The organism is uncultured Thiodictyon sp., assembly GCA_903837595.1.
GTDB lineage: Bacteria > Pseudomonadota > Gammaproteobacteria > Chromatiales > Chromatiaceae > Thiodictyon.
The window spans coordinates 1-13,134 of the sequence record CAILVI010000552.1; the positions used below are offsets into that span (position 1 = coordinate 1).

At 63.8% G+C, this 13,134-nt stretch carries 17 protein-coding genes; all 17 read right to left on the reverse strand.

Annotation, left to right across the window (positions count from 1 at the left end; all coding sequences use genetic code 11):
- Positions 1-723: 723 nt before the first annotated feature.
- The 17 genes from QZY44_RS36075 to QZY44_RS33380 all read right to left on the reverse strand — a co-directional run bounded on the left by QZY44_RS36075 (position 724) and on the right by QZY44_RS33380 (position 12,878).
- Positions 724-945, reverse strand: a complete 222-nt coding sequence (locus tag QZY44_RS36075; RefSeq protein ID WP_365305819.1) for a type II toxin-antitoxin system RelE/ParE family toxin — start codon at positions 943-945, stop codon at positions 724-726.
- A gap of 66 nt (positions 946-1,011) precedes the next feature.
- A complete protein-coding gene (locus QZY44_RS33305) occupies positions 1,012-1,200 on the reverse strand; it encodes a hypothetical protein (protein ID WP_295457926.1) in 189 nt (62 codons plus the stop codon).
- A gap of 202 nt (positions 1,201-1,402) precedes the next feature.
- Positions 1,403-1,630 (reverse strand): transcriptional regulator, XRE family protein, encoded by a 228-nt coding sequence (locus QZY44_RS33310; RefSeq protein ID WP_295457929.1) that lies wholly within the window; start codon positions 1,628-1,630, stop codon positions 1,403-1,405.
- A 5-nt stretch (positions 1,631-1,635) separates the two neighbouring features.
- Entirely contained in the window at positions 1,636-1,857 is a 222-nt protein-coding gene (locus QZY44_RS33315; RefSeq protein WP_295457932.1) for a pilus assembly protein HicB, read from the reverse strand.
- Positions 1,854-2,024: a type II toxin-antitoxin system HicA family toxin gene (locus QZY44_RS33320; RefSeq protein WP_295457997.1), complete on the reverse strand. Its 171-nt coding sequence runs from the start codon at positions 2,022-2,024 to the stop codon at positions 1,854-1,856. Before QZY44_RS33320 ends, QZY44_RS33315 begins: the two co-directional genes overlap by 4 nt.
- Before the next feature lie 112 nt (positions 2,025-2,136).
- Positions 2,137-3,300, reverse strand: coding sequence for a hypothetical protein (locus QZY44_RS33325; RefSeq protein WP_295457934.1), 1,164 nt, complete (start codon positions 3,298-3,300; stop codon positions 2,137-2,139).
- 310 nt (positions 3,301-3,610) lie between these two features.
- The gene (locus tag QZY44_RS33330) at positions 3,611-4,054 is read right to left on the reverse strand and encodes a PIN domain-containing protein (RefSeq protein ID WP_295457937.1); all 444 of its coding nucleotides are present in this window, start codon (positions 4,052-4,054) and stop codon (positions 3,611-3,613) included.
- A 367-nt stretch (positions 4,055-4,421) separates the two neighbouring features.
- Positions 4,422-4,730 carry a hypothetical protein gene (locus QZY44_RS33335; RefSeq protein WP_295457939.1) on the reverse strand — a complete coding sequence of 103 codons (309 nt, stop codon included), beginning with the start codon at positions 4,728-4,730 and terminating at the stop codon, positions 4,422-4,424.
- Positions 4,731-4,749: 19 nt separating this feature from the next.
- Positions 4,750-6,396, reverse strand: coding sequence for a complex I subunit 5 family protein (locus tag QZY44_RS33340; protein ID WP_295457941.1), 1,647 nt, complete (start codon positions 6,394-6,396; stop codon positions 4,750-4,752).
- Complete coding sequence (locus tag QZY44_RS33345) at positions 6,393-7,946, reverse strand: proton-conducting transporter membrane subunit (protein WP_295457944.1); 1,554 nt, start codon at positions 7,944-7,946, stop codon at positions 6,393-6,395. Before QZY44_RS33345 ends, QZY44_RS33340 begins: the two co-directional genes overlap by 4 nt.
- Positions 7,939-8,253 (reverse strand): NADH-quinone oxidoreductase subunit K, encoded by a 315-nt coding sequence (locus tag QZY44_RS33350; protein ID WP_295457946.1) that lies wholly within the window; start codon positions 8,251-8,253, stop codon positions 7,939-7,941. The genes QZY44_RS33345 and QZY44_RS33350 overlap by 8 nt, the downstream gene beginning before the upstream one ends.
- The gene (locus tag QZY44_RS33355) at positions 8,250-9,194 is read right to left on the reverse strand and encodes a hydrogenase subunit MbhD domain-containing protein (RefSeq protein WP_295457948.1); all 945 of its coding nucleotides are present in this window, start codon (positions 9,192-9,194) and stop codon (positions 8,250-8,252) included. The genes QZY44_RS33350 and QZY44_RS33355 overlap by 4 nt, the downstream gene beginning before the upstream one ends.
- Positions 9,191-9,496, reverse strand: coding sequence for a monovalent cation/H(+) antiporter subunit G (locus QZY44_RS33360; protein WP_295457951.1), 306 nt, complete (start codon positions 9,494-9,496; stop codon positions 9,191-9,193). The genes QZY44_RS33355 and QZY44_RS33360 overlap by 4 nt, the downstream gene beginning before the upstream one ends.
- The gene (locus QZY44_RS33365) at positions 9,493-9,798 is read right to left on the reverse strand and encodes a monovalent cation/H+ antiporter complex subunit F (RefSeq protein WP_295457954.1); all 306 of its coding nucleotides are present in this window, start codon (positions 9,796-9,798) and stop codon (positions 9,493-9,495) included. Before QZY44_RS33365 ends, QZY44_RS33360 begins: the two co-directional genes overlap by 4 nt.
- On the reverse strand, positions 9,791-10,342 hold the full coding sequence (locus QZY44_RS33370) for a Na+/H+ antiporter subunit E (protein ID WP_295458000.1): 552 nt from the start codon (positions 10,340-10,342) through the stop codon (positions 9,791-9,793). Before QZY44_RS33370 ends, QZY44_RS33365 begins: the two co-directional genes overlap by 8 nt.
- A gap of 6 nt (positions 10,343-10,348) precedes the next feature.
- Positions 10,349-11,815 (reverse strand): GntP family permease, encoded by a 1,467-nt coding sequence (locus QZY44_RS33375; protein ID WP_295457957.1) that lies wholly within the window; start codon positions 11,813-11,815, stop codon positions 10,349-10,351.
- Between the two features lie 4 nt (positions 11,816-11,819).
- Positions 11,820-12,878, reverse strand: coding sequence for a patatin-like phospholipase family protein (locus QZY44_RS33380; RefSeq protein WP_295457959.1), 1,059 nt, complete (start codon positions 12,876-12,878; stop codon positions 11,820-11,822).
- Between the last annotated feature and the right edge of the window lie 256 nt (positions 12,879-13,134).

A 13,134-nucleotide genomic window follows, 5' to 3' on the forward strand; every position in this document is an offset into this window, starting at 1 on the left:
CGACCACAGCGGGCGCAGTTGAACAACCGGGCACTGTCCAGCATCGGCAACTCCTGCCGATGAAGCCTGGATCGTCGCCCACCAGCGGGCGATACTTACCCACGGTACGTGCCACGCACGCTCCGGGGTACGGCACTGGAAAGACTGTGGCGGTCGCAGCCAGTGCCGTACCTGTCTCAACGGCACTGATTCTGTAGACCATGGTGCGGCCCTTGTCACCTCCCGCGCGGGGAACACCCGCCCGCGCATGGTGCCGCGCGGCCATACACCCCCCTCTCCTCCCGGCCCCCAACCCCCCCCCGCGCCCCCAGCGACCCGACCGGTCTTCACCACCCTCGTTGGCGATTACCCGCGTCATTCACCAACTATAGGCGGGTTTAGGTAGCCATCGACATACACCCCTTGCCAAGACCAGGCGGAAGGCGCAGGCCCGGCTTCACCGTTGGTAACTCGCTCACCAGTCGCGCGACTGGGCAGTCGTTCTCAGTAATCACCACCACCTCCCCAGGGGCCAGGCGATGAATGAGGTTTGGCAACGTGGCGCGTGCTTCTTGAATCGTGACGGACAGCATGCTCGTGTTCCCCCTATGATCAATAGACAAGCCCTTTCTCCCGCAGTTTTCTGACGACAAAAAACCACTCGACAAAAGGGACTAAGCTCGAATAAATTGCGGGACGGCAAAGAAAAAATAGCTCGAACTTGACCTATTTGCCACGAGCGTATTAGTCGCGTCCATCCTGCGGCACGTCCATTGCTCCATGAATTACAGCGATGACGTCTATTTGATCCGGTTTGATGTGGTAAATGATCCTGTACGGACCGAAAAACACTTCGCGAATCTGATCCAAATCGTATTCTGGTACTCTACGACCAGATAGAGGAAAACTTCCAATCTGTTGTGATCTTCTTGTGATGCGATCAACCGTGCGCAGCGTAAGTCTCAGAGCCTTGCGCTATGTAAGCATATATCGCATCCAAATGTGCCTGGGCTGTTTCTGCCCAGTGTATTCTCATTCTGAAAGTCCATATTTCTTTCTGATATCTGATACGTCTTTTGTTCTTCCGGACTTGCTGTCTTCCAAGCCTTTCTCGATGGATTCACGCACATAGATTTGATGCATTAGATCGTCCCAAGTTGCATTTGGAGGCAACTGATCAACCAATTTGTGTGCATCTTCTTTGCTGACGACGGTGGCCATATTTGTCTCGACTTCAGTTATGGACTTTCACAGTTGATTCCACCCGAGCGCATGCCGTGTCAGGGTTCATCACCCGTTCGTGCCCCGGCCCAACCAGTTTCATCATCGTACTTCATCCAGCAACCTTCGGGGCTTCCCGAACAAGCGGAGCCAGGCTCACATACATTCCGGGACGGCAAGGCCAAGAATGACTCCAGCCTGATTAAATCGGCTCATGATCGATTTCATATGCCTCTACGAGATCGCCAACCACGGAAACGAGCGAGTAAAGAGGGTGGCTGGCATCGTCTCGGACGACATCGAGCAAGTTATTGAGGAAGGCCGTGGCTAGCTCATAATCAAGTCCTGACTCAATATGGGAAATAGGTGCCTCCGACCTAAGCGCTTGCCAGGCGGGAACGAGCTTTTCAACATCAAGCGCCGCGGTCATTTCCGCTATGCGACCTCACGCATCGGCCGGACCTTCGCTGCTGGAAGACTCCGGGCCTCCGACTTGGAGTGGACGATGACATCTTCGACAACCGAGCATAACTCACTGTAGAGGGCAACGGCGTCGTCCCCATGAATGCCAGTAATTAGATCCGGGCATTTGCCGACGTACACTTGATCTTCGTCGCTCCACTCCACCCACTTGTGATATCGGTCGCTGTCTTTCATTTCGTGACGGTCTCAATGGCGGTGGTGACTTCCCTTTCTTGATACTTTTTGACATCGTCCCCGAGCCTTCCGCTCAGCGTAACGGCACCGGAGAATTTCGGGTGAACAAGCTTTCGGTGCGATCCTTTGCCCGCCCCAGGTATTTCTCTGAACCCAGCGCCTCTCAGATCCCTCTATTGCGGCCCCCTATTGCGCTCAGAGCGAACCGAACAATCGTTGTCCGTCCCCGTTTTCCCGCCGTCCCCGTTTTCCCGTCCCCGTTTTCCCCCGTTTTCCGTCCTACCATATGAGCCAGTTTACGAGTTGGCTTATTGTTGCGTCTATATCTGCAGGAATTCTAGGGAGAAAGTCTACAGTGGCGACGCCTCGGTCGTGCGCGACTTTATGAATCTGCTTTTCTTTGGACCAAAAGTCTGGACGGAATCCGAATGGGTATGTACCACAATGTTTGTAAATCTGTGCGGCGTGAACCAATGCCTCATTAGATCTTGCCACATAGTTCTTGCCGAGATGTGCCGCAGCGACCGCATAGCTGTGAAACACTTCAGCAGCATTCCATGCTGTAATCGCAATAGGTTTGATTCTATCACTCGCAGTGAATACAGCGTTGACGTAGCGTTCGCGAAGCGGCTCAAGAAGTTCAACGACGCCTTTGTAATCCCCGGATGCCAGACATGCCCACGCCAAGGTATTGGCAATGCTTGCTGTAAGATTCTCAGAATGCAAGTCTGAACCACGTGCGTCAGTCAATAAGGACGCGCTCGCGTCTGTCGGGCCATTGCCGGCAATAATCGACGTAGCTTTTCTTCGCAAGAGTGCAGCGTATTTGGCTGAGGAGATATTGTGCGTTGCTTTTGATACTGAGTCAGGAATCAACTGATAAAGGCCGAGCGATTCTTTCTGTCGACCGTTTTCACTGAAGATTCCGGCAAGCTCTTGAATTATAAGCACTCGCATCTCGGATGATACGCATCCTGATTTCGCGACTGGAATAAAGTCTCGAATCAAAATATCCCGAATTAGTGCGTAATTTACTGAGTGACGGGCAAAGTACATTGCCATGCAAGCGAACGGCAACCGGGCCTCTTCGTCAAAACCCAGGTAATTCATGCCAACAAAATGCGCTAGCCGTGCACAGCCATAGGCGAGAGAAATATGCCATTGAGAAAAGTGAAGGTTCGCCTGATGAAGCAGAGCTTGCGGATCCAGTTGCGCAGGAAGAACCACCGGAACAGATTTGCTCCGATGTTTCCGAGCGTCGCGTAGCTTCGGCGAATTAAATGTGCTTGCAAGGGGTACCAAGTTGACAAAACTGGTATTTGTATCATCGTCGTCGATATGATGATATTCACAGAACTCCACCTTGGTAACAACGCACCGCTTCCCTCCGTAGTATTTTTCGAGTTCCCGCTCGACGTTCTTGCTGAGTGTCTGCCTCGTCATTAACCGTCTCCTGGAATATCGGGGACAGACCACATTTAATTGCTCAAAGTCGCAGTGGAGAGCGCGAAGAATTAAACGTGGTCTGTCCGATCCCCCCGGTTTCCCCTCTTAGCTGCCAGAGCTCTTAGTCTGACCGCGCCTTGACATTGCTAACTTGCTAAGTTCTTCAACGCTCATCTCAGGCCACAAATCGCGCTGCCACTCCGTGTAATCAAACGGCTCTCTACTTAGCAGGGCAATAAATTTTTCTGCCATTACTTCGCCGAGCGCGTCAATCAGCGCTTTGACTCCCTGGACCCTAAGCTCTGTATCAGTTAATGCGTTCATCAATTATTGCCGCTAAACTTATGGGATTGATGGCTACAATTTGCGATTCGGCTGCAATTTTCTTAAGCAACTTGTCGTCTGTTGTCATGAAATACTTGGCTTCTCCTGCGATTGCTGATGATACATGCAATGCATCTTTCGGTTTCAATCCTATTCTTACAAACTCATTTGCCTTATCTATAATTTCGTCTGACTCAGTGATGTAAGCGATGGAGTACTTACGCCATTCTTCAATCGCTAACCTCTTTTCCCTAAATGGATTTTGATCGTTCTCAAGGTCAAGTATATATGACCACACCAACTCAACTTCGCCCGCCTTTATCTTTCCTTGAACATACAATTTGGCTTCCGCCTCCAAGCGCACGCGGATGTGCTTCTGATCATCGAACGGCCGATTGAAAGCGCATACGTCCAAATATATTCGCATCAAACAACCCCTTGTTTCGCAGATTAACTATGGGCATTTGGCAGCAAATTATCATTAGGCTACCTATGTCCTATATCGACACGGGCCGGTAGTGGGCTAGGTTGCATTAGGATACTAATGTACTGGACCGCAAAAAGTCCAGACCCCAAAACCATAGGTCGCCCACAGCTACCACACCCCGCCGCAGCCTTGCTCCTGACTCCACCCGCGGGCCTCGGGGCGCAGCGCGCCGAACACCTGCGTGACCCTGCTGGTGGGGTGTCACCAGCACGCTGAGGTTCAGTGACCGGCATCATGATCAAGGTCCGTCAAGGCATCGCCAATCGTCTCAGCCGCCGTGCGCTACCGGGCGGGATGAAACGCTGCCTCAGGAGCCCGCCGGGGGATTGACGTCTTTCGGCAGTGCCTTGAGGCGCTCGACCTCGGCTAGGGCTGCCTTTGTAGCCTGTCGCTCGAGCTCGATTGCCTGGCGCTCGGCCTGGATTACCCGGCGTTCGGCCTGGATTGCCTCGAGTGCCTGCCGCTGGGCCTCAAATGCTGCGCTTTGTTCCACGAACGCCTGCTGGATGGAGCGCCGTTCACGTTCGATGCAGCTCTGCTGTCGCAGGAAGTCCTGTCGCGATGCATAGGCCTCGTAAGCGATTTCTTTCTCGGAAGATGGCTTCAGGGTATTCATGGCTTACCTCATTTCTGCACTATCGTGTACCCGCCAGCATGGCGCCCCACAGGACCAACGCCAGGACCAGCAGCAACACCCCGGCGACCGGCCACCGCCGCAGCCAACCATCGGCGCGCTCGAGGGCGTCGCCCAAGGCGGCGGCCACGCGCCCCGCATTGCTGAAGAGCACCACGAGGTCGCCCTCCGGCACCTTGGGTAGGCGCTCCCCCCAGCGGCGCAGCCCCAGGGCCAGAACGGCGCCGATCAGGACCGGCCAGAGCCCGCCCCACAGCGCGGCCCAACCCAGGGTGTCGGACCAGGGTCCGAGCCGGCCGAGCGGGGCCAGGACCCAGGGCAGCACCAGCGCGGCGAGACACATGACCCACCAGGGCCAGACCAGCCCAGGTGCTGCCGAGGCAACCGCCTCAGGCGCCGGGTTGGCGGCGACTCGGTGCAGAAAATGGACCATCAGGAGCGTAGAGCCAATCGCCGACAGGGTCCCAAGCCACCCGACCAGGCCAACCCCGAGCACCGGCTTGACCGCCAGCTTGGCGAGAAAGCCCCCGGTCAGCGGCAGGCCGCCAAAGCCCAACGCCAAGAGCCCGGCCGGCGCCAGTACCGGCCAGAGTCGCCGGGCGTCGGTGGCGGCGACCACCCCCACGGCGAGAAAGAGCGCGCCCTTGGCCAGGAGGTGATGGGCGGCATAGAAGGTCCCCGCCGTCACCGCGGCGCCGTCGCCCACCGCAAGCCCCAGGCCGAACACGGTTGCCACGAGCCCCATCTGGCTCGCGGTGGAGTAGGCGAGCACCGTCTTCGGGTTGGCCTGGGTGATGCCGATCGCCACGGCGTAGAAGGCGGTGCAAAGCCCGATCGCGGTCAGCGCCTGTCCCCAGTCAACGAGCCCTGCATCCCAGGGCAGGAAACGGATCAGGCCGATGATGCCGGCCTTGACGATGACGCCGCTCAACACCGCCGAGGCCGGCATCGGGGCCGCGGGGTGGGCGATCGGCAGCCAGACGTGCAGGGGCACGAGCCCCGCCTTCAGACCAAAGCCCGCGATCAAGAGGCCAAGCGTCGGGCCGCACCAGGGCGAGCCCGGCAGGGCGGCCACCACCGCACCGATCGCCAGACTGTCGCCCGGGCTGGCCACCGCCAGCAGGACGAAGGCCAGCAACAGGAAGACCTCCCCCAGGACCGCGAGCAGCAGGTAGACGACGCCGGCCCGCCGGGCGCGGACCGTGCCGTCGTGGGCCACCAGGCCCCAGGCGGCGAGGCTGACCAGGGCGAAGGTCAGATAGAAGCTCAGCAGGTCCGCGGCGACGAAGACGCCCAGACTGCCGGTCAGGGTCAGCAGCCAGAATACGGCAAAGCGCCTGCCGTTGGGCTTGCCGCGCAGATAGGTCCAGGCGTAAGCGCCGGCCGCACCCCACAACAGTGCCGCAACCCCCAGCAGCAAAGCGCCGGGCCGATCGAGGACCAACCCGATCTGGAGCAGCCCGGGGTCCAGCATCCAGCGTCCGCCCTCCCCCACCCCCGCGAGCGCGATGACCGCCGCCGCCAGGGCCGGCAGCGGCGCCAGGACCAGCAGGCCGAGCATCCGCTCCCGCACCGGCCGCCACAGACAGGCGAGCAGGGCCAGGACCGGCGTCCCCAAGGCCGCCATGAGCAGACTGGACTGGGTCACGGCAGCCCGATCCCGGTCGCCCCCAGGCGCCCGATCTGCACCAACCCGAAGGACGAGAACGGCACCAACCCGAGCACCACCGAGCACAAGGCCAGTCCCAGCACCACCAGTTCCCGGGAGCGCTCCACCGGTTTGACCAGCGTCAGGGGCGGGCCGCGGGTCGAGAGTGCCGGGGCCAGCACGCGGAACAGATAGGCACCGGTGAGCAGCCCTCCGGCCAGCATGACCAGGGTCCACCACCATTGGCCGGTCTCAATGGAGGCGGAGAGGAGCAGCCACTTCGACGCGAAGCCGCCGCTCGGCGGCAGCCCCATGAGTGACAGGCCAGCCAGCGCGAAGGCGAAGACGGTCATCGGCAGGACCCGGCCGATCCCACCGAGCCCCCGCAGTTGATCGTGGCCCAGTGCGCCTGCGATCAGCCCGGCGGCCATGAACATGGCGGCCTTGGCGAAGGCGTGTGAAACCAGTTGCAGCACCCCGCCCGTCCAGGCCCCCGGGGTCTGGCCCAGGTCCAGAATAGGCGCGGCGGCCGGGTTCGCGACCAGCGGGAAGACCAGGAACAGGTAACCGATCTGGGCCAGGGTCGAGTAGGCGATGAGCATCTTGAGCCGCGCCTGACGCAGAGCCAGGACCCCGCCGAACAGGATCGCCGCGGCGCCCAGGGCGGCGAGGACCTGCGCCGCCAGGTGTGTGAGCGACGCCGGCATGACGTCGAACCAGAGCCGCAGGATCAGAAAGAAGGACGCCTTGACCACCAGTGCCGAGAGTACCGCGCTCCCCGCCGCCGGGGCCCCGGCGTGGGCGGGCGGCAGCCACAGGTGCAGCGGAAAGAGCGCGGTCTTGGCGAGCAGGCCCGCCGTCATCAGGGCGGCAGCGGCCAGGGCCGCGGGGGCGATCGGGTCCCCACTCGCCAGCCGGGCCGACAGCATGGGGATATCCAGGGTGCCGTAGGCCCCGTAGAACAGCGCCCCGCCGAGCAGATAGAGCACCGAGCCCATCAGCGCGAAGAGCAGATAGCGCAGTGCCGCGGCAATGGTCTGCGGGCTGCCGCTCAGACACACCAGGGGCACCGCGGCGAAGGTCAGCAGCTCCAGGGCGACATAGAGATTGAACAGGTCCTGGCCCAGAAAGACGGCGTTGAGTCCCGCCCAGACCGCCAACAGCAGGGTCCAGAAGGCGAGCGGGGCGCGCGCCTCGCTCACCCCGGGCGGGACCCGGAAGTCGGCCCGCGCATAAAGCCCAACGGCGCAGAGCACCACCGCCGTGGTCAGCAGCAGCGTGGCGGAGAGCCCATCCGCGTGCAGCGAGACCCCGAGCGGCGGGGCCCAGCCGCCGAGGTCATAATGCAAGGCCGCGCCCTGGTGGATGATCGCCGCGGCGATGGCGACCGCCACCCCGAGTCCAATCGGCAGGGTGGCCAGCACCACCCGCTCCGCGTGGCGTCCGCCGAGGACGAACGCCAGCATCAGGGCGGCTACCGGCAGCATCAGGGCCAGCACCAGGAGTGGGCCGCCCCAGGTCGCCGACGCGAGGGTCGCGAGGCTATCCATCGCTGTCCAAAGAATCCCGCCCGGTCTCCTGTACCAGCCGCCGCAGCAGTGCCACCGCGAGCACCGTGGCTGCAAAGGCGACCACCAGGGCGGTGATGATCAGTGCCTGGGCCACCGGATCGCTGCCGTTCCCGGCCACCACCCCGCCGCCGCGGCGCGCGATGACCCCGAACAGCAGCAATACTCCGCTGCCCAGCAGGTTGAAGGCCAGGATCTTGCGCAGCACCCCGGGCTGGACGATCAGGCCAAACAGGCCCAGGCCCACCAGTGCCGCGCCGCAGAGGCCGAAGAGCGTCACGCTGCTCATGCGCGGGGTCCGCTCTGCGCCAGGGGCGGACCCGCGAGCAGCAGCCCCAGGGCCACCGCGATCGACAGGGTCAGCGCGGCCTCAATGGCCAGGATCAACGGCTTGGCATAGCCCGCCGGATAGGCCAGGAAGGCCCCGCCCAACCAGAAGCCGGCCACCCCGATGGCGAGAAAGAGCGCCGGCCCGGCCACCAACAGCAGCCGCACGCCGCGCCCACCCACCCGCGGTGGCCGCGTCAACCCGGTCACCAGTGTCAGCACCCACATGGCCGCCAGGACGGTGCCGCCTTGGAAGGCGCCGCCGGGGGCGATGGCCCCGGTCCAGAACAGGTAGATGCCCACCAGGATGCCCAACGGCGGCAGCACCTGGGCGAGCAGGACGAGTGCGGGGCTGGGATCGGCCGAGCGCAACGCGCCCGGTCGCCCGCCCCAGTCGCCATCCCGGGCCAATGACCATAAACCGATCAGGGCGAGCACCAGCACCACGGATTCGAGCAGGGTGTCGATGGCGCGGTAGGCGATCAGCACGCCGGTGACCGGATTGCCGAGCCCGAGTGCCGGCAGGTTGGCCGTCGCCGCGGGCGCCAGGGTCGGCGCCGACACCGGCAGCAGCAGGACGACGGCCGCGAGTCCGGCCGCGACCGCGGCGCTCACGACCCCGGCCGCGAGGCGCAGCCCCCACCCGGGTCGCGCGGCCGGTGCGTCGCGGGGCAGACGCGCGGCGGCCCCGAGCAGCACGAAACCCGTCAGCCCACTGCCGAGTGCCGCCTCCGTGAGCGCCACGTCCACGGCGGCCAGCCGCACCCAGACGAGCGCGACCAGGAGCCCATAGGCCATGAAGCCAATCACCGCACCGCCGGCCGTGCGGGCGATGCTGGTCCAGACCGCCAGCCCCAGGATCAGCAGGGCCAGACCGGCATCGGCGGCAAGCGCCACGCTCATGGGGGCGGCTCCCGGCCGCGCTCCTGAGTCCAGGCGGCGTGCCCCAGCAGCGGGCCGACCGTCGCCCCGGCCAGCAAGGCGAGCAGCCAGACCGCGATCAACTTGAGTCCGCCGAAGGGCCAGGCGACCTGCGGCAGCAGGCCCAGTACCACCAGGCCCAGGCCCAGGTTGTCCGCCTTGGTCAGTGCGTGCAGGCGGGTCAGGGTATCGGGGAAGCGCAGCAGACCGACCGTGCCGGCCAGGAAAAACACGACACCCAGTGCCACGGTGATGATGGTGAAGAGCGTGAGGGCGATGGTCATTCCGGGTCCTGCGGTCGATCGGGTTGCGCCACCGGGTCCGCGCGCCCGCCATTGGTGCCGAAGGGGGTGATAAAGGCCACCGCAGCGAAGGCGGCGAGCAGCGCCAGTACCAGGGCCAGGTCAGCGACCCCCGTCGTGTCGGTCGCCACGCCCAGCAGCAGCAGGGCCGCGACGCCGCCGGTACCGAGCAACTGCGCGGCCGACAGGCGGTCCGCCTCGGTCGGCCCACGCAGGATCACCACCAGGCCCAGGGCGACCGTCCCCAACACGCAGAGCGCGGCGATGAGCAGAAATTCAGACATCCGTCGCATCCTCGCCGCAGCCTTGGATCATGAGCGCCTCGTCCTTGGCCAGCCCGTCGGCCACCGGCTGGCGGAGGTCGAGGCAGTGATAGACCAGGGCGCATCCTGCGCCCGCCTGGGGCTCGGACCCCACCGGCAAGGTGCCCGGCACCAGGCTGGTGAGTGCGCCGAAGAGTGCCCGCCGCGGGCCGGGCGGGGTCCGCACCGGATAGACCAGATAACCGGGTTGCAGGGACAATCGCGGGGCAAAGGCGCGCCGCGCCACATCGCTCCCGCCGACGATGGATTGCCATAGAAAGCGCAAGAGCAGTCGTCCCAAGGCGCCGAGCCTGACCCGCCCCGGGGTGGGCGGCAGCAAGTGAACGCTCGCCCAGGTGGCCGCGGCGGCGGCCAACAGCCCCACCGCGACGTCGACCGCGGGCACGGCGGCCGGATTGGACCAGCCGGGGCCGGCGAGCAGCAGCCAACAGCCGAAAAAGCCGGCCCCGCGTGCGGTCGCGTCGCGGCTGAAGCCGCTCCCACCGGGTCCCGGCCTGACTGTCACGGTCAACTAGAAGGACCCGAACAGGGTTCCGAGCACAATGACCGCCACCAGCGCGATGATGGCACCGACGATGGCCACCATCACCATATCGACATAGCTCTCCTTGTGGGTCGAGCCGCAGACCGCGAGCAGGGTCACGACGGCGCCGTTGTGCGGCAGGCTGTCCAGGGTCCCGGCGCCAATCACCGCCACCCGGTGCATCAATGCCGGGTCGATCCCATACTGAGCGGCAAGCTGCAGATACTGGGCGCCGAGTGACTCCAGCGCGATGGTGAGTCCGCCCGAGGCCGAGCCGGTGAGCGCGGCCAGCACGTTGGTCGAGACTGCAAGCGATACCAGGGGTCCGCCCTCGATCCCCAGCACCCAGGCGCGGACCAATTCAAAGGCCGGAAGTGCGGCCACCACTGAGCCGAAGCCGACCAGGCAGGCGACACTCACCACCGGCAGCACCGAGGCATTCAGGCCCGCATCCACGCTCTCGCGCAGGCGCGAGAAGCGCTTCCAGTTCAGCGCCAGCAAGGTCAGGATGGCCGCCGTCAGGGCCACGACCACCGACCAGATCCCGCTGACCTCGGCCGGCGAGGTGGGGCCCCAGCGGTCCTGCGCCAGGTAGCTGAGGTCGAGGTGAGGCAGCACCAGCAGGCTCATGACCAGGTTGACCCCCACCACCACCAGCAGCGGCAGGAAGGCCAGGAACACCGGCGGCAGGTTCGCGCTGACTTGGCCGTGATGGATCTCCGCCGGATCGAAAGTGCTCGCGACCGTGGCACGCCCCCGCACCACGGGGTCTTCGGCCGCCTCGTCTGCGGTGCCGTCTGGCGCCAGGCCCAGGGTTCCCCCGTAGCCGATCCCGGCGCGGCGGGCCGATGCCACCCCGCGGCCCAGCCACCACAGACCAAAGCCCAGCATGATCAGCGCGGCGATGACCCCGAGGCCGGGGGCCGCGAACGGCGTGGTGTGAAAGAAGGGCATGGGGATGGCGTTCTGCACCGCCGGGGTACCCGGCAGCGCGGACATGGTGAAGGTGGACGTCCCGAGTGCGATGGCCGCGGGCATCAGTCGGCGTGGTATGTTCGCATCCCGGAACAGTGATTGGGCCATGGGGACCAGCACGAAAAAGGCGACGAAGAGGCTGACGCCGCCATAGGTCACCATGGCCCCCGCCAGTACCACCGCGAGCACCGCATGGCGTGCGCCGAGGCGCTCACCCATGAAGCGGGCGATTGACTGCACTGAGCCGCTGTCCTCCATCAGCTTACCGAACAGTGCGCCCAGCAGAAAGATGGGGAAGAACTGCCGCAGGAAGCCGGCCGCACCGCCCATAAAGGTCTGGGTCCAGTGTGCCAGGAGCGGCTCGCCGGCAAAGAGCGCGGCGATCAGGGCCGCAACCGGTGTCAATAACAGGACGCTCCAGCCGCGATAGGCGAGCCAGATGAGGAGCGCCAGCCCCAGCAAAATTCCAATCAGGCCCATGGCGTCAGATTCCTTCCAGCAGATAATCGATATCGAAGGTGGCGCGGTACCCGAGGTCGGCACCATGCTGCTCCAGGAAGGTCTCGGCGCATTTGCGGCCCTCGTCGCGCAACATGCACAGGAAGGCCCATTCGGCATTGAGCTTGGACGAATAGCCCAGATCGACCATCGCCGGGCTCGCAATGCGGTGCAGGCGCATGGAGGCCCAGAGGGCGCCCTCACTCTGGCCCGGATCGGCCACCTTGCGCAACAGGGCCATCATGCGCAATTCCTTGAGCAAGGGGGCATTGAAGGCGATCTCGTTCTCGCGATTGAGGATGTCGCGGGCGCTGCGCGGGGTACCGGGCCGCTCGACCGGATTGATCTGGATCAGTATCGTATCGTCGGCACTGGATTCACGCACCAGCGAGGACATGGTGGGGTTACCGGAAAAGCCGCCGTCCCAATAGGCATCGCCATCGATCTCGATGGCCTGGAACATCATGGGTAAACAGGCCGAGGCCAGCAGTGCATCGGGCGTCAGATCGGCATTGCGGAACACGCGCGGGCGCCCGGTCCGCACATTGGTGGCATTGACGAAGACCTTGATCGGCGATTGCGCCAGCCGTTTGAAGTCGATGGACTTGGCCAGGATGTCCTGCAATGGATTGAAGCCGCCGGGGTTCAGGTCATAAGGCGAGAACAGGCGCGCGGCCAGGTCCATGGCGACGAAGGCCGGCGAGTTGTCCATCGTCCAACTGCCCATCAGGATATCCAGGGGGCTGCGGCGCAATGGGCTCAACAGGGCACCATCCGACACCCGCTTCCAAAAGCGCTCCAGGGCGGCCCGCGCACCCTCGGCCCCACCTTCGGCATAGCCGTCGCTCAAGACCGCCGCGTTCATGGCACCGGCCGAGGTGCCGGAGAGCCCGTCGATCGCGAGCCAAGGCTCTTGCAGGAGTCGGTCCAGGACCCCCCAGGTAAAGGCCCCGTGGGCGCCGCCGCCCTGCAAGGCAAAGTCGACGGGCACCGGTTCGCGGTGCGCGGCGGCAACTGGGGCGGAAGTTGACGCGGAAGCGGTCATCAGAACCTCCTGGCGGGGGCAGAGTCTACAGGCTTGGTGCAGACGGGCATGTGCGGACAGGCACAGGACCTCGGCGACGGGTGCCCAGGGCGCCAGTGCGTATCCCGGATGGCTGGCAATTTAGCATTTAGGGTGGGCTGCGCCAAGCCGCACAAGGCCGCCCGTAGCCGCCCCTAAAATCCGCGGTCCGCTGTGCGGACCGACGACCGCGCCGCGCGCGCGAGGGTTGGGGCCTTAATCGTCGTTCAGCCCCTTT

Coding starts and splice junctions, on each gene's coding strand:
- QZY44_RS33305 (WP_295457926.1), bottom strand. CDS start 1,200: ATGGCCACCGTCGTCAGCAAAGAAGATGCACACAAATTGGTTGATCAG.
- QZY44_RS33310 (WP_295457929.1), bottom strand. CDS start 1,630: ATGACCGCGGCGCTTGATGTTGAAAAGCTCGTTCCCGCCTGGCAAGCG.
- QZY44_RS33315 (WP_295457932.1), bottom strand. CDS start 1,857: ATGAAAGACAGCGACCGATATCACAAGTGGGTGGAGTGGAGCGACGAA.
- QZY44_RS33325 (WP_295457934.1), bottom strand. CDS start 3,300: ATGACGAGGCAGACACTCAGCAAGAACGTCGAGCGGGAACTCGAAAAA.
- QZY44_RS33330 (WP_295457937.1), bottom strand. CDS start 4,054: ATGCGAATATATTTGGACGTATGCGCTTTCAATCGGCCGTTCGATGAT.
- QZY44_RS33335 (WP_295457939.1), bottom strand. CDS start 4,730: ATGAATACCCTGAAGCCATCTTCCGAGAAAGAAATCGCTTACGAGGCC.
- QZY44_RS33345 (WP_295457944.1), bottom strand. CDS start 7,946: ATGGATAGCCTCGCGACCCTCGCGTCGGCGACCTGGGGCGGCCCACTC.
- QZY44_RS33350 (WP_295457946.1), bottom strand. CDS start 8,253: ATGAGCAGCGTGACGCTCTTCGGCCTCTGCGGCGCGGCACTGGTGGGC.
- QZY44_RS33355 (WP_295457948.1), bottom strand. CDS start 9,194: ATGAGCGTGGCGCTTGCCGCCGATGCCGGTCTGGCCCTGCTGATCCTG.
- QZY44_RS33360 (WP_295457951.1), bottom strand. CDS start 9,496: ATGACCATCGCCCTCACGCTCTTCACCATCATCACCGTGGCACTGGGT.
- QZY44_RS33365 (WP_295457954.1), bottom strand. CDS start 9,798: ATGTCTGAATTTCTGCTCATCGCCGCGCTCTGCGTGTTGGGGACGGTC.
- QZY44_RS33375 (WP_295457957.1), bottom strand. CDS start 11,815: ATGGGCCTGATTGGAATTTTGCTGGGGCTGGCGCTCCTCATCTGGCTC.
- QZY44_RS33380 (WP_295457959.1), bottom strand. CDS start 12,878: ATGACCGCTTCCGCGTCAACTTCCGCCCCAGTTGCCGCCGCGCACCGC.